Here is an 18,451-nt window from a genome sequence, read left to right as displayed (position 1 = left end):
CGGGAACGGAACGCATGGTGCGAGAGTCTTCGTCTGGGGGCGCAGAAGCGCACAAGGCCGTACAGGAACGTACGAGGCAGTACGGGACGGTACGACGCGAAACAGGAGTCCGTGCACGACATGAGCGACCAGCCGCAGCCGCAGCAGCCCGCGCAGGGCTGGGCACCCAGGGAACCGCAAACGGCGGTTCAGGAGCCTGAGGTGCCCGGGGCATCCGGGGGCAAGAAGCCCAAGCGGCCCAAGCGCACCGGGTGGCGCAGGATCATCCCGACCTGGCGTATGACGCTCGCCGGGTGCATCGCGCTCGTGGCGCTGCTGATCGGCGCGTTCTACCTCGGGTACTCGCTGGTCAAGATCCCGCCCGCCAACGCGCTCGCCACCAAGCAGTCCAACGTGTACCTCTACGCGGACGGCACCCAACTCGCCCGCGACGGCGAGGTCAACCGGGAGAACGTCGGCCTCGCCCAGGTCTCCGCGAACGCCCAGCACGCCGTACTGGCCGCCGAGGACCGCGACTTCTACTCCGAGTCCGCCGTCGACCCCAAGGCGATGGTCCGCGCCGCGTGGAACACCGCCACCGGCAAGGGCACCCAGTCCGGCTCGACGATCACCCAGCAGTACGTCAAGAACTACTACCTGGGCCAGGAACAGACCGTCACCCGCAAGGTGAAGGAGTTCTTCATCTCGATCAAGCTGGACCGCGAGGAGTCCAAGTCCGAGATCCTCGAGGGCTACCTCAACACCAGCTACTTCGGCCGCAACGCCTACGGCATCCAGGCCGCCGCCCAGGCCTACTACGGCAAGGACGCCGCCGACCTCGACGCCGGCCGCGGCGCCTACCTCGCCGCACTGCTGAACGCGCCGAGCGAGTACGACGTCGTGGCGCATCCGGAGAACAAGGCCGCAGCGGTGGCCCGTTGGAACTACGTCCTCGACGGCATGGTCAAGAAGGGCTGGCTCACCCAGTCCGCGCGCGCCGGCATGACGTTCCCCATGCCGAAGGAGGCCACCGCCTCGACCAGCATGTCCGGGCAGCGCGGCTACATCGTCAGCGCGATCAAGGACTACCTGGCCACCAACAAGATCATCGACGCGGACACCCTCGAAGCGGGCGGCTACCGCATCACCACCACCCTGCAGAAGAGCAAGCAGGACGCCTTCGTGAAGGCGGTGAACGACCAAGTCATGTCCAAACTCGACAAGAAGAGCCGCAAGGTCGACAACTACGTGCGCGCGGGCGGCGCTTCGGTCGACCCCAAGACGGGCGACATCGTCGCGATGTACGGCGGCATCGACTACGTGAAGCAGTACACGAACGGCGCGACCCGCGGCGACTTCCAAGTCGGCTCCACCTTCAAGCCGTTCGTCCTCGCCTCGGCCATCCAGAACGGCTCCCAGACCCAGGACGGCCAGACCATCACGCCCAACACCTACTACGACGGCACCAACAAGCGCCCCGTGGAAGGCTGGAGCGGCGGTTCCTACGCCCCCGAGAACGAGGACGAGGTCTCCTACGGCGACATCACCGTCCGTACGGCGACGGACAAGTCCGTCAACTCGGTGTACGCGCAGATGGCGGTGGACGTCGGTCCCGGCAAGGTGAAACAGACGGCGATCGACCTCGGCATCCCGTCCGACACCCCCGACCTGACCGCCACCCCGTCCATCGCGCTCGGCCCGTCCACCGCGAGCGTCCTCGACATGGCGGAGGCCTACGCCACCCTCGCCAACCACGGTGAGCGGCACACGTACACGATGATCTCGAAGATCACCAAGGACGGCACGAACGAGGTCAAGCTGCCGGCCCGGAAGACCACCCGCGCGGTGAGCCGCGAGTCCGCCGACACCACGACCAACGTCCTGCAGAGCGTCGTCGACAACGGCACGGCGACCGCCGCCCAGGGCGCCGACCGCCCGGCGGCAGGCAAGACCGGCACGGCGGAGAAGGACACGGCGGCCTGGTTCGCCGGCTACACCCCCGACCTCGCCACGGTCGTCTCCGTCATGGGCCAGAACCCGACCACCGCCGCCCACGAGCCGCTCTACGGCGCGATGGGCCTCGAACGCGTCAACGGCGGCGGCGCGCCCGCCGAGATCTGGGCCCAGTTCACCAAGTCCGCCCTCAAGGGCACCGAGGCGAGCGACTTCGACCTCCAGCTCCAGGACGGCGCGGAAACCGTCGCACCCCCGAGCATCGAACCCACCCAGCCGGGGACGACGAACGGCCAGGACAACGGCGGCACGACCACCACCGGCGGCCCGAACACCCAGGGCCAGACCCAGGGCGGCCAGACGGACGGCGGTACGACCACCACGGACGGCGGCACCACGACCGGTGGCACCACGGGCACGACGACGACCGGCGGCACCACCACGACCGGCACGACGACGGACGGCGGCACAACCACCACCGGCGGCACCACGGGCACGACCACGGACGGCACGACAACGACCGGCGGCACCACAGGAACCACGACGGACGGCACCACCGACGGCACGACCACCGGAGGGACGACGGCGGGCCCGCAGAGCACGGCGAGAAAGAAGGAGTGACCGGGGGCCGCTGAACGGAAGCGCACGGCAAAAGGGGCTGGTGACGATGGTCACCAGCCCCTTCGGGCCTTCCTGATGCTTCGTACTAGAGGTACAGACCGGTCGAGTCCTCGGACCCCTCGAACCGGTCGGCGGCCACCGCGTGCAGGTCACGCTCACGCATGAGGACGTAGGCAACCCCCCGCACCTCGACCTCGGCACGATCCTCCGGGTCGTACAGGACCCGGTCACCGGGCTCCACGGTCCGCACGTTCTGCCCCACCGCGACGACATCGGCCCAGGCCAGCCGCCGCCCCACCGCAGCGGTTGCGGGAATCAGAATCCCGCCACCCGAACGCCGCTCGCCCTCACTCTTGTCCTGCCGCACGAGCACACGGTCGTGCAGCATCCGGATGGGCAGCTTGTCGTGCTGGGTGCTCTGCTCGTCTCTCTTGGCGCTCACGCCACGAACCTACCTGTCCCGGACACGCCCGTACGCGGGCGGGTCACCCACGGTTTCAGCCCTTACGACCGTTACGACGCCGGGACCCGAGGACGAACAGCCCCACGACACCGACGGCAACGAGGGCGACGGGCACGATCCGCTCAATCCTCGGCGCACCCTCGTCGTCCACGAACTGCCCCTTGACGTCACTCACGACGCGGTTGACGCCGACGTACGCCTTCCCGAGGGTGTGATCGATGCTGGACGCGACCTTGGCCTTCGCGTCACCCACGATGGTCTTCGGGTGCACCCGCACCCCGATCTCGTCGAGCGTGTCGGCCAGGACATCGCGGCGACGCTTGATGTCCGCCTCGATCTGCGCCGGGGTTCTGGTGTCCGGCGTGTTCGACGTGTCCGTCACCGTACGGCCTCCGAAGTCTGCTGGTACTTGTGCCGCACAGTCTGTCAGCTCTCGCGCGGAGTGCACTGTCAGCACCCCCGGTTACGCTAGCGCGATGAGTGAACGACTCCAGCCCGGGGACGTTGCCCCCGCCTTCACGCTCCCCGACGCCGACGGCAACGAGGTGTCCCTCGCCGCCCACCAGGGCCGCAAGGTCATCGTCTACTTCTACCCGGCGGCCCTGACCCCCGGCTGCACCAAGCAGGCCTGCGACTTCACGGACAACCTGGAGGTGCTGGCCGGCGCGGGTTACGACGTCATCGGCATCTCCCCCGACAAGCCGGAGAAGCTCGCCAAGTTCCGCGAGAAGGAGAACCTCAAGGTCACCCTCCTCGCGGACCCCGACAAGACGGTCCTCGACGCCTACGGAGCGTTCGGCGAGAAGAAGAACTACGGCAAGACCTACATGGGCGTCATCCGCTCCACGGTCATCGTGGACGAGGCCGGCAAGGTCGAACACGCGCTGTACAACGTACGGGCGACGGGCCACGTGGCAAAGATCATCAAGGACCTGGCTATCTGAACGACACCCACACATCAGGAGGCAGGTCGGCCCGCCCAGGCACCGACCTGCGCTCCTCGCTCCACTCCCCCGGAGCAAGCTCCTCACCGACCCGCCGCCAGAACGCCACAGCCCCCGGATTACCGTCCTGAAAGGCGACCTCCCAGTCCCCCGGGTACCGCCCGACAACATCCCGCACAGCCCGCAGCCCAACCCCACCCCGCCGAGCACCACGCACGACGAAGAAGCTGTTGAGGACGCGGATGGGTGCGGTGATCCCCCGCACGAACGCGAACCCGACAGGCCGCTCGCCGCTCACGAAGAGATACGGCGCCCAGTCCCCATCACCACCGTCGAACGCCGCGTCCACCCGCTCACTGCGGAACGCGCCGTCCGGGTTGGGCAGTTGGGACTGCCCTCCGGGCGCGAACTCGGACAGGTCATGCCGGAACATCAGCCAGAGCCGCTCCACGGTGGGGCGGTCGGCGGGGGTGGCCGGCCGTACGTCTACTGCTGCCATGAAAGAGGTCATGAAAAAAGCCTCCCGGGGGGACAAGGGTCCGTACCTGGGAGGCTTTAGCGGCCCACAGTCTATCAACTGCTTTACGTTTCGGGCGTGACTGTCCGATAAGCCTCTCGTTACTCCATTCGAGACCGCGAACGTGTGGTCGAGATCGGAGGGGAACGATGGGGGTCAGCGCGTATTCGCGGGAGCGGCTGGAAGGAGCGGCTCAAGGGGCGCGGACGTTGTCGGAGGCGTTGGAGCGGTTGGGGGTGGATCCGGGGAGTTCGACGCGGCGCTACGTTCTTGGGCGGATGAAAAAGCTGGGAGTGGATGTCTCGCACTTCGAGCGCGAGGGCGTGAAGTGGACGAGGGAGATCCTTCAGGCGGCGGTCTCGGCGTCGACGAACATGTGCGAGGTGCTGCGGTGTCTCGGGCTGGAGGTCGTGGGCGGGCATCACACGCACATCAGTCGCCGGATCAAGGCGTACGACATCGACACCTCGCACTTTCAGATGCCGACCCGGCGGGGCGAAACCCGGCGACCCCGCACGCCTGAGGGGCTACTCGTCGAGCAGCCGACCGGTCAGGCTCGGCGCATCCCGAGCGATCGACTCAAGTGGGCGCTGAAGGCTTTGGGAATGCAGGAGCGGTGCGCTCTGTGCGGGGCGGAAGCGGTCTGGCGAGGACATTCGCTCCCGCTAGAGGTCGACCACATTGACGGCAACTGGCGCGACAACCGCATCGAGAACCTGCGGTTTCTGTGCCCCAACTGCCACTCGACGACGGACAGTTACCGAGGACGTGGAAAGGGGCGCGGCAAAGGTGGCGCCTCATGAGCAACGGCATGCAGTACACCCGCGAGCGACTGTCCGAAGCCGCCGCCCGCTGTACCGACATCGACGAGGTCATCGGATTCTTCGGTACGCAGCCCTACGGCAAGCTTCGCCGCTACCTCTTCCGGCGTCTCGACCACTTCGGAATCGACGTCTCCCACATGCCACGCCAGAGACGATCGAACGCGACGCCATCCAAACCGACCACCGACGAACTGCGCCGCGCCGTCGAGGGAGCCACGTCCCTCGCGGACGCGCTCCGCGCACTCGGGATGGAGCCGTACAACAGCCGACTGCGCACGTTGCTCCGCCGATGGATGGCGGAAGACGACCTCGACACCTCCCACTTTCTGGGACGGGCGCACCAGCGAGGGCAACCAGGCAGCGTGCCTCTTCGGCGTGCCGAGAACATCCTCGTCCAGCACGACGGCATCCGTCGGACGAGAACGCACCTGTTGCGTCGGGCGCTCATGGAGGTAGGCGCACCAGAGGTCTGCGCCGAATGCGGGATCGGTCCTGAGTGGCTCGGCAAGCCCATGACACTGGAGGTCGATCACATCAACGGGGACTGGAGTGACGACCGGCGGGAGAACCTGCGGTTGCTGTGTCCCAACTGCCACGCGATCACCAGCACCTGGTGCAGAGGCGGGAGCCGCAGTCGCACGCTTCCCCGGTAGCATGGTCGGGCACGCGGCCGTTGCTGAATGGTATAAGCAGAGGTTTTAGGTGCCTCGGGGCATTTGCCCATGTGGGTTCGACTCCCATCGGCCGCACGTCCGGAGGGGCCGTCCGCAAGGACGGCCCCTCCGTCGTCTCAGCCCAACAACTCCCGAACCACCGGCACCAACGCCCGGAACGCCTTCCCCCGATGGCTGATCGCGTTCTTCTCCTCCGCCGTGAGTTCCGCGCAGGTGCGTGTGTCGCCCTCCGGCTGGAGGATCGGGTCGTAGCCGAAGCCGTTTGTGCCTGTTGGGGTGTGGCGCAGGACGCCCTTCAGCCGGCCCTCGACCACGCGTTCCGTGCCGTCCGGGAGGGCGAGGGCTGCCGCGCAGGCGAAGTGGGCGGCTCGGTGTTCGTCGGCGATGTCCGAGAGTTGGGCCAGGAGGAGGTTCAGGTTGGCCTGGTCGTCGCCGTGGGTGCCGGACCAGCGGGCGGAGAAGATTCCGGGGGCGCCGTTCAGGACGTCCACACAGAGGCCGGAGTCGTCGGCGACCGCCGGGAGGCCCGTTGCCTGGGCCAGGGCGTGGGCCTTCAGCAACGCGTTCTCCGCGAACGTGATGCCCGTTTCCTTGACGTCGGGGATGTCGGGGTAGGACTCGGCGCCGATCAGGTCGTGGGGCAGGCCCGCGGTGGCGAGGATCGACCGCAGTTCGGTGATTTTCCCGGCGTTGCGGGTGGCGAGGATCAGGCGTGTCATGGCGTCCAGTATTCCAACGCCCGCCCCGCGCCTACGACGTGCAGACCTTCGTCAGCTCACCCGCCGCGTCCGTGACCGGGCTGATGTCGGGGGTGTTGTCGCCGTTCTTGACGGCCGTACGGACGTTGTCGACGGCCTTGTTCAGGTCGTCCACCGCTTTGTTGACGTCGGCGTTGTCGGTCTTGTCGCCGATCTTTTCGAGGTCCTTCTCGATGGAGTTGAGGGCCTCGTCGGTCTGGGTGGGGTCGTTGGCCGCGTTCTCCACCGCCTGTTGGAGGCCGGTGACGCTGTCGGCGATGGTGTCGGCGGTCTGGACACAGTCGATGGCCTTGTTGACCGCGTCGCAGCCGGTGGTGAGTCCGGCCGTCAGGCCGATCACCGCCACCGTGGCGGCTGCGGCGATGTGGCGACGACGACTGCGTCGGCTTGCGGCCATGGTCGGGTTTCCTCCCCCTGGGGGTGGGCCTCGGCGGCCCCTCCCCGTTTCCGTTTCGTATGCGTAGGGACGCGGGCGCGGGCCACCGGGTTGCCCCGGCGGCCCGCTCGTCTTGGTACGTCCTTGATGCGTCCTTTACCTGGCCGGCCAAGCCTCTTACTTCTCCAGCGCGGCCTCAAGTGCTTTGCGCTGTACGGCGGTCAGTTCGTCGCAGCCGGCGACCGCGAGGTCGAGGAGAGCGTTGAGCTCGGCGCGTGCGAAGGGCTCGGCCTCGGCGGTGCCCTGGACCTCGACGAAGCGGCCGTCGCCGGTGCAGACGACGTTCATGTCGGTCTCGGCGCGGACGTCCTCCTCGTAGCAGAGGTCCAACAGCGGGACTCCGCCGACGATGCCGACCGACACCGCGCTGACCGTGCCGGTGAGGGGCTGGCGGCCGGCCTTGATCAGCTTCTTGCCCTGGGCCCAGGCGACGGCGTCGGCGAGGGCGACGTACGCGCCGGTGATGGCCGCCGTACGGGTGCCGCCGTCGGCCTGGAGGACGTCGCAGTCGAGGACGATGGTGTTCTCGCCGAGGGCCTTGTAGTCGATGACCGCGCGGAGCGAGCGGCCGATGAGGCGGCTGATCTCGTGGGTGCGGCCGCCGATCTTGCCGCGTACGGATTCGCGGTCGCCGCGGGTGTTGGTGGCGCGGGGCAGCATGGAGTACTCCGCGGTGACCCAGCCCTCGCCGCTGCCCTTGCGCCAGCGGGGGACGCCTTCGGTGACCGAGGCGGTGCAGAAGACCTTGGTGTCGCCGAAGGAGACGAGGACGGAGCCCTCGGCGTGCTTGCTCCAGCCGCGTTCGATGGTGACGGGGCGGAGCTGTTCGGGGGTTCGGCCGTCGATGCGAGACATGGCGAAGAGCCTAGTCGTAGGGCCGGCCCGCACATGGAGGAAGGGGCTCCTCCTGCCTCGGGAGGAGCCCCTTTCCTAGTTGCGAAGCCGGGGCTTCACATCATGTCTTCGATGTCCGCCGCGATCGGGTCCGCGTCGGTGCCGATGACGACCTGGATGGCGGTGCCCATCTTGACGACGCCGTGGGCGCCGGCGGCCTTCAGGGCGGCCTCGTCGACCTTGGAGGGGTCGTGGACCTCGGTGCGCAGGCGGGTGATGCAGCCCTCGACCTCTTCGATGTTGTCGATGCCGCCCAGCCCGGCAACGATCTTCTCAGCCTTGGTGGCCATGTTCTTTCTCCCTGATCCGAACCGCTTTGTCGCAGTAACCCACAGTTGGCCCAGCTTCGCGAGCGGTCATGTCGTGCGTGCCGAATGATGGTGAACGATCACGTCGCCAACTGGTCTACACCACATTACCGAGGGGCGTCCATGAGTGCCGACAGTGCCGCCGCCCGTCCTGGGCGCGTCTCCTGGAACAACCTGTTCCAGGGGCTGCAGAAGATGGGCCGCAGTCTCCAACTCCCCATCGCCGTACTGCCGGCCGCCGGCATCCTCAACCGGCTCGGGCAGCCGGACGTGTTCGGGGACGACGGGCTGGGGTGGACCAATGTCTCGAAGGTGATGGCGGGTGCGGGCGGCGCGCTGCTCGACGGGCAGCTCGGGCTGCCGCTGTTGTTCTGCGTGGGTGTCTCGATCGGTATGGCGAAGAAGTCGGACGGGTCGACGGCGCTGGCCGGGCTGGTCGGTTTCCTCGTGTACTACAACGTGTTGCGCCAGTTCCCGAAGGACTGCACGGGCGGGACGAATGTGGTGCCCGGGATCGGGTGCCAGGCCGCCGATCACTCGGTCTCGGCGTTCACGTACCAGAATCCCGGGGTGTTCGGCGGGATCGTGCTGGGGCTGTTGACCGCGTTCTTCTGGATGCGGTTCCACCGTACGAAGCTGGTGGACTGGCTCGGCTTCTTCAACGGGCGCCGGCTGGTGCCGATCATCATGTCGTTCGTGGCGATCGCGGTCGCGGCGGTGGCGCTGTGGATCTGGCCGCCGATCGGCACGGGTCTGGAACACTTCAGCGACTGGCTGAGCGCCCGGGGTGCGGTGGGTGCCGGGGTGTTCGGTCTCGCCAACCGGGCGCTGCTCGTCGTAGGACTGCATCAGTTCCTGAACGTGCCCATCTGGTTCCAGTTCGGCAGCTACACCAAGCCGGACGGGACGGTGGTGCACGGTGACATCAACATGTTCCTGGCGGGTGACCCGAACGCGGGGCAGTTCACCTCGGGCTTCTTCCCGATCATGATGTTCGCGCTGCCGGCGGCGGCGCTCGCGATCGCACACTGCGCGAAGCCGAGCCGGCGCAAGGAGGTGAGCGGTCTGATGCTCTCGGTCGCACTGACCTCCTTCGTCACCGGCATCACCGAGCCCATCGAGTACTCGTTCCTGTTCATCGCGCCTGTCCTCTACGCGGTCCACGCGGTGTTGACCGGTGTGTCGATGGCGGTGACCTGGGGGCTCGGGGTGCACGACGGCTTCAGTTTCTCGGCCGGTCTGATCGACTACGCGATCAACTGGAACCTGGCGACGAAACCGTGGGCGATCATTCCGATCGGGCTGTGCTTCGCGGCGGTGTACTACGTCGTCTTCCGGTTCGCGATCACGAAGTTCGATCTGAAGACGCCGGGGCGGGAGCCGGAGGATGAGCAGGAGGACGTCACGAAGGCATAGGAACAGCCTTACAGCACAGGCGAGTTGGGCCCCCGGACCGTCGGTCCGGGGGCCCTTTGCCGTGCGCTTCTTCGTGTACGTCGCGTAGCGATTCGGTCGCAGGATTCGCGGGTTCCTTTATGCGGACTTCATCTGCTACAACAGGTCTACACCACTGAGTGGTGTAGACCACCACCCGATGGAGGAAGTCTATGAGCACCGCCACCGCGCCGACGGCGGCCCCCACGAAGAAGTGGGGATCCGGCCTGTTCCAGGGCCTGCAGAAGATCGGCCGCAGCCTTCAGCTCCCGATCGCCGTGCTTCCGGCGGCGGGCCTTCTGATGCGGCTCGGCCAGCCCGACGTCCAGGCGAAGCTGCACCTTCCGACCGATGTCGCGAAGGTGTTCGCCGGGGCCGGTGGCATTCTGTTCGACGGCTCGTTCGGACTGCCGCTGCTGTTCTGTATAGGCGTGGCCATCGGCTTCGCGAAGAAGGCCGACGGCTCGACGGCACTGGCCGCCGTGGTCAGCTTCCTCACCTACTACGCGGTGATCCACCAGTTCCCGATCAAGGACGGGCACGACGGCGCCACCTACACGTCGGTCGCCCCCTTCGGCGGCTTCTGGCAGAAGGGCACCGAGACCGCGACGGCCGCGACCTTCCAGAACCCGGGTGTGCTCGGCGGCATCATCATCGGTCTGCTGACCGCCGTGCTGTGGCAGCGCTACCACCGCAAGAAGCTGGTGGACTGGCTCGGCTTCTTCAACGGCCGCCGACTGGTGCCGATCATCACGTCGGCCGTCGGCGCCGCCCTCGGTGTCCTGGTCGTCCTCGGCTGGCAGCCCATCGGTGACGTCATCACCAACTTCGGCGAGTGGATGACCGGGCTCGGTTCCTTCGGCGCGGCGCTCTTCGGTCTCATCAACCGCGCGCTGATCCCGATCGGCATGCACCAGTTCGTGAACTCGGTCGCCTGGTTCCAGATCGGCGACTACACCAACTCCGCCGGCACCGTCTTCCACGGCGACCTGCCGCGCTTCTTCGCGGGTGACCCCAGCGCGGGTATGTTCATGACCGGCTTCTTCCCGATCATGATGTTCGGTCTGCCGGCCGCCGCGCTGGCCATCGCGCACTCGGCCCGCCCCGAGCGCCGCAAGGCCGTGACCGGCATGATGGTGTCGCTGGCGCTGACCTCGTTCCTCACCGGTGTGACCGAGCCGATCGAGTTCTCGTTCATGTTCATCGCCCCGGTGCTGTACGCGATCCACGCGGTGCTCACCGCCCTGTCGATGGCCGTGACCTGGGCGCTGGGCATGCACATGGGCTTCAGCTTCTCGGCCGGCTTCACCGACGTGTTCATCAACTGGGGCATCTCCACCAAGCCCTGGCTGCTGATCCCTGTCGGCCTCGCCTTCGCCGCGATCTACTACGTCGTCTTCCGCTTCGCCATCACCAAGTTCAACCTCCCGACCCCGGGCCGGGAGACGGACGAGGAACTGGCGGAACTGGAGAAGGCGGAGGCCAAATAACCCTCGGCCACGTACAACACCCGATGCCCGGCCCGGAGTTCACCCCGGACCGGGCATCGTCGTGTGCCGCCCCCTCACACCGTGAGCACGATCTTCCCGCGCACCGACCTGTTCTCACTCCTGCGGTGTGCCTCGGCCGCCTCGGCCAGCGGGAGGGTCAGGCCGACGCGGGGCTTCTTCTTGCCGTCGGCGATGTCGGTGAGGATCCGGGCCAGCAGCGCGCCGTCGGACTGCGCGTTGACGCGGCGTACGTCGACACCGCGCTCCGGTTCGGGATCCGGCACGATCGCGAGGACGACGAAGACACCGCCGTCGCGCACGGCGTGGATCAGGTCACCACCGATTCCGGCGGGGTCCACGACCACGTCGACCCCGCCGGGCACCGACTTCCGTACGGCGGCGGCGAGTTCACCGGCGTCGGCCGCCCGGCCGAGGACGGTGTCGGCGCCGAGACCCTCGACGTACTTCTCGTCGCCGTCCGACGCGACGGCGACGACCTTGGCGCCGAGGCCGGCCGCGTGCTGGACCGCCCATCCGCCGATGGCGCCGCTCGCCCCGGTGACCAGGACGGTCTGCCCGGCGGCGACCCCGCCCAGCTCAAGAGCCTGCCAGGCGGTCACGGCGGTGATCGGGACGGCCGCCGCCGTGACGTCGTCGACCCCGGCGGGGATCTCCGCCAGATAGGCGGGGTCGATCGAGACGACCTCCGCGTAGGTGCCCTCCTGGTTGACGAACCAGGGTGCGAGCCCGGCGACCCGGGTGCCGGGGGCGAACGGTCCGTCGCCGTCGACGACCGTGCCCGCGAGGTCCGCGCCGAGGATGAACGGCGGGGCCAGGTCGGGCAGCACCTGGCTCAGCCAGCCCGCGCGGGCCGCGAGGTCCGCCGGGTTCACGGAGGTCCCGCTCACCCGGACCCGGACCCGTCCGGCGCGCGGCTCGGGTTCGGGGATCTCGGTCACGGTGAGCACCTCGGGCCCACCGAAGTCGTACTGCTGAATCGCTTTCATCACAGCCTCTTTCACGGTGTGGGTCGGGGCGGGGTGTGTCAGTCGTGGACCGTCATCCCGAAGCCGCCGTCGAGGCGCATCGACTCCATGAGCATGAAGGCGTTGCTCTCGGTGAAGACGTCGGCCGCGGCGAGGACGCCGGTGTATTTCTGGACGACCGGGCGGGCGGCGACCGCGATCACCTCGTCGAGGTAGGTCTTCACCGCGGCCCAGGTGTTGTTGCCGTACTTCACGAAGTAGGGGGTGCCGTCGACCGTGGTGAGGGCCTTGCGGATCTCCGTCTCCAGGTCGTCCATGTAGTCGATGTGGATCCGGAGGTCGTGGCGCGTGCCCAGCCGGCCGAGGTGACCGCCGATGAAGGTGGTCCACGGGTACTTCAGGGCCTTGGCCGGCGCCTTCAGCGAGCCCGGGATGTCCTCGTTGATGTTCAGGTTGGCGAACGGCACCCAGCCGGGCAGGGCGACGTCCACCAGCATCAGCGAGTCGTGGTCGGGCAGGTGGATGTAGATGTTGTCCGGGGTGTGGTTGGCGCCGAGCCAGGCGAGTTCGATGCGCTCGCCGCCGATGTGCAGCACCCGGCGGTCCTCGAAGGTCTCCTCGGGGGCGGGCTTGTTGGGGTCGTTGTCCCGTATGAGGAGTCTGCGGGTCTCGGAGTGCCCGATCCGGGTCACATGGCGGCCGAAGATGCCCGAGCCGCCGGCGTGGTCGGAGTGGTGGTGCGAGTAGATGAGGTGCGTGACCTTGTTGCTCAGCCCGCTGGGCCTGGTCACGTCGTCGATGGCGCGCTGGATGTTGTGGCCGATCGACGGCGGCGCGTCGAGCAGGACGACGCCGTCGCGGGTGGTGAGGAAGGCCGAGACGTAGGTGCCGTCGGTGACCCAGTACAGGTTCCGTTTGATCCGTCCGACGTAGTAGCCCTGGCTGTTGAGCGCCGGGCCGAGCGAGGACTGGGGCACCGGGGCGTAGTCGGGCAGGTCGGTGGTGCCGGCGGCGAGGGCCGGGCCGGCGAGCGCCGTGTCGGCGACGACGGCCCCGATCGCGGGCACCGCGGTCAGGGCGGCGGCGCGGGCCAGGAGGGACCGGCGGGAGGTGGGGGCGACCATGTTCTGGACCCTTCTCTGCAAGAGAGATCATCATTTGCTTGCCGGAGCAAGCTTATGTTCATTCGCTTGCTCCGGCAAGTAGTTCAGAAAAGTGGTCGCGCGCTCAGAAGGCGGCGCCGCTCAGCGCCTCCAGGAAGACCTTCGGGTTCCAGTACTCCCGGTAGGTGACGATGAGTCCGTCGCGGAAGGTCACGAAGGTCGCGTAACTCATGTTGTAGGGGTTGCCGTTGGACACCACGCTGCCGATCACGCTCCACTCCGCGATGGCCACGTTCTCGTCGGCGGTCGGGTAGACGCGCACCGACGGGATCTCACGGATGTCGATGAGGTCGGGGTAACCGCGCAGGTAGTCGTAGAGCGCCTCGCGCCCTTCGATCCGGGTCGGCGACCCCTCCGGGGCGAACGGGAATTCGGCGACGACGTCCTCGGCGCACAGGTCCGTCCAGGCCTTCATGTCCTTGGCGAGAAAGGTGTCGAGGCTGCGTCGCAGCAGGTCGACGGCCGAGAGGGTGCTGCTCATCTCGTACTCCTGTCGTGATGGGTGGCGTCCGCCCGAGGGGGCGGTTGCCGAACACCCGCGACAATAGCACTGTGTAAGCGACACAGCGACACTTATCGTCGAGCCATGCCGCAGATCATTTCCAGTGGTACCGCAGGCCGCCCCGTCGGACACTCACCATTCGAGCGGCATCGTGAAGTTCCCGAGGCGGGCGACCTCGTCGGCGATCTCCGCGATCGTGGTGTGGTCCAGTTCCGCCTCGAACGCCTCGCGCGCACGGGTCAGCGCGGGCTGGAGACCGCCCACGATGTTGCTGCCGACCGCGCAGTCCGCCGGCGGCGGGGTGCGGTGCAGGGTGAACAGCCGGGTGTCCTCCACCGCCCGGTACACCTCGAGGAGCCGGATCTCCTCGGCCGGCCTGGCCAGCAACGCGCCGCCGCCCGCGCCGAGTTGGGACCTGGTGAGCCCGGCGGCGTTCAGCCGGGACAGCAGGCCGCGGATCACCACGGGGCTCGTGTTGGCGGAGTGGGCGAGGTCCTCGGAGCGCAGGGGTTTGTCACCGCTGACCGCGAGGGCGACCAGCGCGTGGACGGCGACGACGAAGCGACTGCTGGTGGGCATGGCGGTCCCGGAGCGTGTAAGGGTGACGGTGACACGTCCCACTATGCCGCAGCGATGACTTGCCGTGCGGTCGCAGATGGGCGCACAATTTGCTTGCTTGAGCAATGAGTGTCTCGATGCTGCGCTACAGGAGATGAGAACCATGGCTGATGTCCCGACGGCACGGGTCGCGGTGGTGACCGGCGGAGCCGGTGCGATCGGCGGTGCGATCGCCCGTGAACTCACCCGGCTCGGACACCGGGTCGTCGTCCTGGACCGGGCCGGTGACGTCGCATGCGATCTCGCCTCGGAGCAGGACGTACGGCGGGCCGCCGCCGAGATCCTGGAGCGGTACGGCCGGGTCGACGTGCTCGTCCACTCGGCGGCCGCGGCCGACCTGCTGGAGCTGGAGACCGCCGACCTCGCCGTCTGGCGGCGCATCCAGGCCGTCAACGTCGAGTCGGTCCTGCTGCTGTCCCAGGCCTTCACGCCGGGGATGCGGGAGCGCGGGTTCGGCAGGATCGTGCTGATCACCTCCGACACCGTCTGGAAGCCGCCGAGCCCCGACCTGCTCGGCTACATCACCAGCAAGGGGGCGCTCACCGCGTTCGGCCGCACCCTGGCCGTCGCGCTGGGCAAGGACGGTATCGCCGTGACGTCCGTGGCCCCGGGGCTCACCCGCACCCCGGCGACCGCGTACCAGCCCGACGAGGCGTTCGACGCGGTCCTGGCCACGCAGGCTCTCCCCCGCCCCCTCGTCCCCGAGGACGTCGCGGCGACCGTGGGCTTCCTGGCCGGCGACGGCGCGGAGGCACTGACCGGCCAGGTCCTGACGGTGGACGGCGGCAGCCTGCTGCGCTGAGCGCCCGGACACGGCGAAGGCCCCTCGCAGCCAGGATGGAACGGCGGGCTGCAGGGGGCCTTGTCAGACCTTGTCAGATCTCGTACGACGCCCTCGGCGCCGCCAGTTCCACCGGGCCGGCGTAGACCTCGCGCGCGTCGGCGAGGTTGGCCTGGGGGTCGGTCCACGGTGGGATGTGGGTCAGCACCAGCCGCCTGACCCCCGCCCTGGTCGCCGTCTCGCCCGCCTCGCGGCCGTTGAGGTGGAGGTCGGGGATGTTCTCCTTGCCGTGCGTGAACGCGGCCTCGCAGAGGAACAGGTCGGTGTCGCGGGCGAGTTCGTCGAGGGACTCGCTGACGCCCGTGTCGCCGGAGTAGGTGAGGGACCGGCCGCCGTGCTCGACGCGGATGCCGTACGCCTCGACGGGGTGGCGGACCCGCTCGGTGTGCACGGTGAAGGGGCCGATGTCGAACGTGGACGGCTTCACCGTGTGGAAGTCGAAGACCTCGCTCATGGAGGAGGCGGTGGGGGTGTCGGCGTAGGCCGTGGTGAGGCGGTGCTCGGTGCCCTCGGGGCCGTAGACCGGGATGGGGTCGCAGCGGCCGCCGTCGTGGCGGTAGTAGCGCGCGACGAAGTACGCGCACATGTCGATGCAGTGGTCGGCGTGCAGATGGCTGAGGAAGATCGCGTCGAGGTCGTAGAGACCGCAGTGGCGCTGCAGCTCGCCAAGGGCGCCGTTGCCCATGTCGAGGAGCAGCCGGAAGCCGTCGGCCTCTACGAGGTAGCTCGAACAGGCCGATTCCGCGGACGGGAACGACCCCGAGCAGCCGACGACGGTGAGCTTCATAAAGCAGAAACCTCCGCTGGCGGGTAACTTCTGGAGTTGGGATACGGGGGTCGTGCGGTCCGTCGAGCGTAAGGCGCAAAAGGGCCGGTCGCTCCTCCGCCAAGGGCTGTTGTGGGGGAACTCACCTGTGGTGTCACCGGTTCGGCTGGAACCGGGGCGCGTGGGGTTTGGAAGAGGGCGCGCGGCTTGGATTGCGCGCCGGTACCGTCGTCTTCATGAACACGTCCTGGTGGCTCGCGCTCGCGGCGGTGGTGTTGCTGGCGCTGATCGCCACGCTCGTCGACGGGTGGGGGCGGGGGTCGTCCCGACGGGTTCAGGGGGATCGGCCGCAGCCCGCTGAGATCTGGTGGGCGAACGTTCCCTACGAGGATCAGCCGGGGGCGGCGAAGGACCGGCCGTGTCTTGTGCTCGCCGTGCGGGGGCGGAAGGTCACCGTCGCGAAGATCACCAGCAAGTATCACGATGGGCGGGGCGGAGTGATTCCGTTGCCGCCGGGTGCCGTTGGCGATGCGCGGGGGCGGGCGAGTTATCTGGAGACCGACGAGTTGCGTGCTGTGCCGGTGTCCGACTTTCGGCGGCGGGTGGGGGTGGTGGACCCGGTTTTGTGGGACCAGGTCCGTCACCTCGCGCGTTAAGGGTTCGTTTTCGGGTGCGGGTGCGTTGTGGCTGGTCGCGCCCCGCGGCGGAGCCGCAAATCGACACAGCCCCGCGCCCCTAAAAACAGGGGGTGCCCCTCAGCCCCTTGGAATCATGCCCAGAGTTGGCCCTGGAGCGTCTTGATCGCCTCTTCTGTCGTCGCCGCCGTGTAGACGCCCGTCGACAAGTACTTCCAGCCGCCGTCCGCCACCACGAACGCGATGTCCGCGGTCTCGCCCGCCGCTACGGCCTTCTTGCCGACGCCGATCGCCGCGTGGAGGGCTGCGCCCGTGGAGACGCCGGCGAAGATGCCCTCCTGTTGGAGGAGTTCGCGGGTGCGGGTGACCGCGTCGGCGGAGCCGACGGAGAAGCGGGTGGTGAGGACGGAGGCGTCGTAGAGCTCGGGGACGAAGCCCTCGTCGAGGTTGCGGAGGCCGTAGACGAGGTCGTCGTAGCGCGGCTCGGCGGCGACGATCTTGACGTCCGGCTTGTGTTCGCGGAGGTAGCGGCCTACGCCCATGAGCGTGCCCGTCGTTCCCAGGCCTGCTACGAAGTGGGTGATCGACGGGAGGTCCGTGAGGATCTCCGGGCCCGTTGTCGCGTAGTGGGCGCCCGCGTTGTCCGGGTTGCCGTACTGGTAGAGCATCACCCAGTCCGGGTGTTCGGCCGAGAGTTCCTTCGCCACGCGTACGGCTGTGTTGGAGCCGCCCGCTGCGGGGCTGGGGATGATTTCCGCGCCCCACATGCCGAGCAGGTCGCGGCGTTCCTGGGAGGTGTTCTCGGGCATCACGCAGACCATGCGATAGCCCTTGAGCTTTGCCGCCATGGCCAATGAGATACCCGTGTTGCCGGAGGTCGGCTCCAGGATCGTGCAGCCGGGGGTGAGGCGGCCGTCCTTCTCCGCCTGTTCGATCATGTGCAGGGCCGGGCGGTCCTTGACCGAGCCGGTCGGGTTGCGGTCCTCCAGCTTGGCCCAGAGGCGGACGTCGGTGGACGGCGAGAGCCGCGGCAGGCGCACCAGAGGGGTGTTGCCCACCGCGGCCAGCGGAGAGTCGTAACGCATCGACGATCAGGCCATACCGCCGGCCACGGCCGGCAGGATCGTGACGTTGTCGCCGTCGGTCAGCTTGGTGTTGATGCCGTCGAGGAAGCGGACGTCCTCGTCGTTCAGGTACACGTTGACGAAGCGGCGGAGTTCGCCGCCGTCCACGATGCGGGCCTGGATGCCCGCGTGCCGGGTCTCGAGGTCGGCGAAGAGCGCGGCGAGGTTCTCACCGGCACCCTCGACGGCCTTCTGGCCGTCGGTGTAGGTGCGGAGGATGGTGGGGATGCGGACCTCGATGGCCATGGCAAGGGGCTCCTGTCGGAAGCGGGAGGGGTCTGGTCTCGGTGGGCACATGCCTGACTGCCGCGGCGCACGGCCGTGCGGCGACAGCGCGCTGTCAACAGATGGCGCTGTTCAGCCTGCACAGGTCGACGTGCAGCCGCGCCACGAGCAGCATGCCCGGCGCCTTGTCGCTCACGTCGAGAAGAACCATGGGCTCATCGTATCGATTCCCTGTCCGGACTTCGGTATGTGATCTCACATTTCGGACGAAATTCGGTCGGGGGGTGAGACGGCGC

The 18,451-nt window shown here is 68.2% G+C and carries 23 protein-coding genes and 1 tRNA gene; 9 read left to right on the top strand and 15 right to left on the bottom strand.

The genetic code is table 11. The annotated features are described in order from the left end of the window. The first annotated feature begins 120 nt into the window (after positions 1 to 120). Complete coding sequence (locus OO70_RS33345; protein ID WP_043679642.1) at positions 121 to 2,553, top strand: transglycosylase domain-containing protein; 2,433 nt, start codon at positions 121 to 123, stop codon at positions 2,551 to 2,553. A gap of 85 nt (positions 2,554 to 2,638) precedes the next feature. Here OO70_RS33345 and OO70_RS33340 read toward each other — a convergent pair whose 3' ends face one another. Both OO70_RS33340 and OO70_RS33335 read right to left on the bottom strand, forming a co-directional pair. Next, a complete protein-coding gene (locus OO70_RS33340) occupies positions 2,639 to 2,995 on the bottom strand; it encodes a GroES family chaperonin (RefSeq protein ID WP_026150372.1) in 357 nt (118 codons plus the stop codon). A 55-nt stretch (positions 2,996 to 3,050) separates the two neighbouring features. Continuing rightward, positions 3,051 to 3,398, bottom strand: a complete 348-nt coding sequence (locus OO70_RS33335) for a DUF3618 domain-containing protein (RefSeq protein WP_043679530.1) — start codon at positions 3,396 to 3,398, stop codon at positions 3,051 to 3,053. A gap of 94 nt (positions 3,399 to 3,492) precedes the next feature. On the opposite strand from OO70_RS33335, the gene bcp reads away from it, so the two are divergent. Beyond that, positions 3,493 to 3,960 carry a thioredoxin-dependent thiol peroxidase gene (bcp, locus tag OO70_RS33330; protein WP_043679525.1) on the top strand — a complete coding sequence of 156 codons (468 nt, stop codon included), beginning with the start codon at positions 3,493 to 3,495 and terminating at the stop codon, positions 3,958 to 3,960. On the opposite strand, the gene OO70_RS33325 is transcribed toward bcp, so the two are convergent. Further along, on the bottom strand, positions 3,953 to 4,471 hold the full coding sequence (locus tag OO70_RS33325) for a GNAT family N-acetyltransferase (RefSeq protein WP_043679521.1): 519 nt from the start codon (positions 4,469 to 4,471) through the stop codon (positions 3,953 to 3,955). The genes bcp and OO70_RS33325 overlap by 8 nt on opposite strands. Positions 4,472 to 4,626: 155 nt before the next feature. On the opposite strand from OO70_RS33325, the gene OO70_RS33320 reads away from it, so the two are divergent. From OO70_RS33320 to OO70_RS33310, 3 genes are all read left to right on the top strand, one after another. Next, entirely contained in the window at positions 4,627 to 5,280 is a 654-nt protein-coding gene (locus tag OO70_RS33320; RefSeq protein ID WP_043679518.1) for an HNH endonuclease signature motif containing protein, read from the top strand. After that, positions 5,277 to 5,954, top strand: a complete 678-nt coding sequence (locus OO70_RS33315) for an HNH endonuclease signature motif containing protein (RefSeq protein ID WP_043679515.1) — start codon at positions 5,277 to 5,279, stop codon at positions 5,952 to 5,954. Before OO70_RS33320 ends, OO70_RS33315 begins: the two co-directional genes overlap by 4 nt. A gap of 13 nt (positions 5,955 to 5,967) precedes the next feature. Beyond that, positions 5,968 to 6,050, top strand: a tRNA-Leu gene (locus OO70_RS33310). 41 nt (positions 6,051 to 6,091) lie between these two features. Here OO70_RS33310 and rdgB read toward each other — a convergent pair. From rdgB to OO70_RS33290, 4 genes are all read right to left on the bottom strand, one after another. After that, entirely contained in the window at positions 6,092 to 6,694 is a 603-nt protein-coding gene (gene rdgB / locus OO70_RS33305) for an RdgB/HAM1 family non-canonical purine NTP pyrophosphatase (RefSeq protein ID WP_043679512.1), read from the bottom strand. A gap of 31 nt (positions 6,695 to 6,725) precedes the next feature. Next, positions 6,726 to 7,130, bottom strand: coding sequence for a hypothetical protein (locus OO70_RS33300; protein ID WP_043679510.1), 405 nt, complete (start codon positions 7,128 to 7,130; stop codon positions 6,726 to 6,728). A 156-nt stretch (positions 7,131 to 7,286) separates the two neighbouring features. Then, complete coding sequence (gene rph / locus OO70_RS33295; protein ID WP_043679507.1) at positions 7,287 to 8,024, bottom strand: ribonuclease PH; 738 nt, start codon at positions 8,022 to 8,024, stop codon at positions 7,287 to 7,289. Between the two features lie 95 nt (positions 8,025 to 8,119). After that, positions 8,120 to 8,353 carry a glucose PTS transporter subunit EIIB gene (locus OO70_RS33290; RefSeq protein ID WP_043679504.1) on the bottom strand — a complete coding sequence of 78 codons (234 nt, stop codon included), beginning with the start codon at positions 8,351 to 8,353 and terminating at the stop codon, positions 8,120 to 8,122. 141 nt (positions 8,354 to 8,494) lie between these two features. Between OO70_RS33290 and OO70_RS33285 the strand changes: the two genes are divergently transcribed. Both OO70_RS33285 and OO70_RS33280 read left to right on the top strand, forming a co-directional pair. Then, positions 8,495 to 9,787 carry a PTS transporter subunit EIIC gene (locus tag OO70_RS33285; protein ID WP_043679501.1) on the top strand — a complete coding sequence of 431 codons (1,293 nt, stop codon included), beginning with the start codon at positions 8,495 to 8,497 and terminating at the stop codon, positions 9,785 to 9,787. Positions 9,788 to 9,978: 191 nt separating this feature from the next. Beyond that, on the top strand, positions 9,979 to 11,295 hold the full coding sequence (locus tag OO70_RS33280) for a PTS transporter subunit EIIC (RefSeq protein ID WP_043679498.1): 1,317 nt from the start codon (positions 9,979 to 9,981) through the stop codon (positions 11,293 to 11,295). Between the two features lie 74 nt (positions 11,296 to 11,369). Here the strand turns inward: OO70_RS33280 and OO70_RS33275 are convergent, their stop codons facing one another. From OO70_RS33275 to OO70_RS33260, 4 genes are all read right to left on the bottom strand, one after another. Beyond that, complete coding sequence (locus tag OO70_RS33275; protein ID WP_043679495.1) at positions 11,370 to 12,302, bottom strand: NADP-dependent oxidoreductase; 933 nt, start codon at positions 12,300 to 12,302, stop codon at positions 11,370 to 11,372. A 38-nt stretch (positions 12,303 to 12,340) separates the two neighbouring features. Next, on the bottom strand, positions 12,341 to 13,405 hold the full coding sequence (locus OO70_RS33270) for an MBL fold metallo-hydrolase (RefSeq protein WP_043679493.1): 1,065 nt from the start codon (positions 13,403 to 13,405) through the stop codon (positions 12,341 to 12,343). Between the two features lie 103 nt (positions 13,406 to 13,508). Further along, the gene (locus tag OO70_RS33265) at positions 13,509 to 13,925 is read right to left on the bottom strand and encodes a nuclear transport factor 2 family protein (protein WP_043679491.1); all 417 of its coding nucleotides are present in this window, start codon (positions 13,923 to 13,925) and stop codon (positions 13,509 to 13,511) included. Positions 13,926 to 14,078: 153 nt separating this feature from the next. After that, positions 14,079 to 14,525 carry an Rrf2 family transcriptional regulator gene (locus tag OO70_RS33260; RefSeq protein ID WP_043679489.1) on the bottom strand — a complete coding sequence of 149 codons (447 nt, stop codon included), beginning with the start codon at positions 14,523 to 14,525 and terminating at the stop codon, positions 14,079 to 14,081. Positions 14,526 to 14,667: 142 nt separating this feature from the next. On the opposite strand from OO70_RS33260, the gene OO70_RS33255 reads away from it, so the two are divergent. Beyond that, entirely contained in the window at positions 14,668 to 15,366 is a 699-nt protein-coding gene (locus tag OO70_RS33255) for an SDR family NAD(P)-dependent oxidoreductase (RefSeq protein WP_043679488.1), read from the top strand. A 73-nt stretch (positions 15,367 to 15,439) separates the two neighbouring features. On the opposite strand, the gene OO70_RS33250 is transcribed toward OO70_RS33255, so the two are convergent. Next, positions 15,440 to 16,192 carry an MBL fold metallo-hydrolase gene (locus OO70_RS33250; RefSeq protein WP_019056717.1) on the bottom strand — a complete coding sequence of 251 codons (753 nt, stop codon included), beginning with the start codon at positions 16,190 to 16,192 and terminating at the stop codon, positions 15,440 to 15,442. Positions 16,193 to 16,407: 215 nt separating this feature from the next. Between OO70_RS33250 and OO70_RS33245 the strand changes: the two genes are divergently transcribed. Then, the gene (locus OO70_RS33245) at positions 16,408 to 16,827 is read left to right on the top strand and encodes a type II toxin-antitoxin system PemK/MazF family toxin (protein WP_043679639.1); all 420 of its coding nucleotides are present in this window, start codon (positions 16,408 to 16,410) and stop codon (positions 16,825 to 16,827) included. A 113-nt stretch (positions 16,828 to 16,940) separates the two neighbouring features. Here OO70_RS33245 and OO70_RS33240 read toward each other — a convergent pair whose 3' ends face one another. From OO70_RS33240 to OO70_RS56905, 3 genes are all read right to left on the bottom strand, one after another. Beyond that, the gene (locus tag OO70_RS33240) at positions 16,941 to 17,891 is read right to left on the bottom strand and encodes a PLP-dependent cysteine synthase family protein (protein ID WP_043679486.1); all 951 of its coding nucleotides are present in this window, start codon (positions 17,889 to 17,891) and stop codon (positions 16,941 to 16,943) included. A gap of 6 nt (positions 17,892 to 17,897) precedes the next feature. Further along, the gene (locus OO70_RS33235; RefSeq protein WP_019056720.1) at positions 17,898 to 18,176 is read right to left on the bottom strand and encodes a MoaD/ThiS family protein; all 279 of its coding nucleotides are present in this window, start codon (positions 18,174 to 18,176) and stop codon (positions 17,898 to 17,900) included. Positions 18,177 to 18,270: 94 nt separating this feature from the next. Continuing rightward, positions 18,271 to 18,366, bottom strand: coding sequence for a putative leader peptide (locus OO70_RS56905; protein WP_317774922.1), 96 nt, complete (start codon positions 18,364 to 18,366; stop codon positions 18,271 to 18,273). Positions 18,367 to 18,451 lie beyond the last annotated feature (85 nt).

The sequence above is a fragment of the Streptomyces xylophagus genome, assembly GCF_000716435.1.
GTDB classification, from domain to species: Bacteria; Actinomycetota; Actinomycetes; order Streptomycetales; family Streptomycetaceae; genus Streptomyces; species Streptomyces xylophagus.
This window is presented reverse-complemented; position numbering and strand designations above follow the sequence as displayed.

What these genes read in the sequence shown, in the direction of transcription:
- OO70_RS33265 (WP_043679491.1), bottom strand. Translation starts at nt 13,925, where the DNA reads ATGAGCAGCACCCTCTCGGCCGTCGACCTGCTGCGACGCAGCCTCGAC.
- OO70_RS33280 (WP_043679498.1), top strand. Translation starts at nt 9,979, where the DNA reads ATGAGCACCGCCACCGCGCCGACGGCGGCCCCCACGAAGAAGTGGGGA.
- OO70_RS56905 (WP_317774922.1), bottom strand. Translation starts at nt 18,366, where the DNA reads ATGGTTCTTCTCGACGTGAGCGACAAGGCGCCGGGCATGCTGCTCGTG.
- bcp (WP_043679525.1), top strand. Translation starts at nt 3,493, where the DNA reads ATGAGTGAACGACTCCAGCCCGGGGACGTTGCCCCCGCCTTCACGCTC.
- OO70_RS33270 (WP_043679493.1), bottom strand. Translation starts at nt 13,405, where the DNA reads ATGGTCGCCCCCACCTCCCGCCGGTCCCTCCTGGCCCGCGCCGCCGCC.
- OO70_RS33325 (WP_043679521.1), bottom strand. Translation starts at nt 4,471, where the DNA reads ATGACCTCTTTCATGGCAGCAGTAGACGTACGGCCGGCCACCCCCGCC.
- rph (WP_043679507.1), bottom strand. Translation starts at nt 8,024, where the DNA reads ATGTCTCGCATCGACGGCCGAACCCCCGAACAGCTCCGCCCCGTCACC.
- OO70_RS33345 (WP_043679642.1), top strand. Translation starts at nt 121, where the DNA reads ATGAGCGACCAGCCGCAGCCGCAGCAGCCCGCGCAGGGCTGGGCACCC.
- OO70_RS33300 (WP_043679510.1), bottom strand. Translation starts at nt 7,130, where the DNA reads ATGGCCGCAAGCCGACGCAGTCGTCGTCGCCACATCGCCGCAGCCGCC.
- OO70_RS33235 (WP_019056720.1), bottom strand. Translation starts at nt 18,176, where the DNA reads ATGGCCATCGAGGTCCGCATCCCCACCATCCTCCGCACCTACACCGAC.
- OO70_RS33260 (WP_043679489.1), bottom strand. Translation starts at nt 14,525, where the DNA reads ATGCCCACCAGCAGTCGCTTCGTCGTCGCCGTCCACGCGCTGGTCGCC.
- OO70_RS33290 (WP_043679504.1), bottom strand. Translation starts at nt 8,353, where the DNA reads ATGGCCACCAAGGCTGAGAAGATCGTTGCCGGGCTGGGCGGCATCGAC.
- OO70_RS33255 (WP_043679488.1), top strand. Translation starts at nt 14,668, where the DNA reads ATGGCTGATGTCCCGACGGCACGGGTCGCGGTGGTGACCGGCGGAGCC.
- OO70_RS33320 (WP_043679518.1), top strand. Translation starts at nt 4,627, where the DNA reads ATGGGGGTCAGCGCGTATTCGCGGGAGCGGCTGGAAGGAGCGGCTCAA.
- OO70_RS33285 (WP_043679501.1), top strand. Translation starts at nt 8,495, where the DNA reads ATGAGTGCCGACAGTGCCGCCGCCCGTCCTGGGCGCGTCTCCTGGAAC.
- rdgB (WP_043679512.1), bottom strand. Translation starts at nt 6,694, where the DNA reads ATGACACGCCTGATCCTCGCCACCCGCAACGCCGGGAAAATCACCGAA.
- OO70_RS33250 (WP_019056717.1), bottom strand. Translation starts at nt 16,192, where the DNA reads ATGAAGCTCACCGTCGTCGGCTGCTCGGGGTCGTTCCCGTCCGCGGAA.
- OO70_RS33275 (WP_043679495.1), bottom strand. Translation starts at nt 12,302, where the DNA reads ATGAAAGCGATTCAGCAGTACGACTTCGGTGGGCCCGAGGTGCTCACC.
- OO70_RS33315 (WP_043679515.1), top strand. Translation starts at nt 5,277, where the DNA reads ATGAGCAACGGCATGCAGTACACCCGCGAGCGACTGTCCGAAGCCGCC.
- OO70_RS33240 (WP_043679486.1), bottom strand. Translation starts at nt 17,891, where the DNA reads ATGCGTTACGACTCTCCGCTGGCCGCGGTGGGCAACACCCCTCTGGTG.
- OO70_RS33245 (WP_043679639.1), top strand. Translation starts at nt 16,408, where the DNA reads ATGAACACGTCCTGGTGGCTCGCGCTCGCGGCGGTGGTGTTGCTGGCG.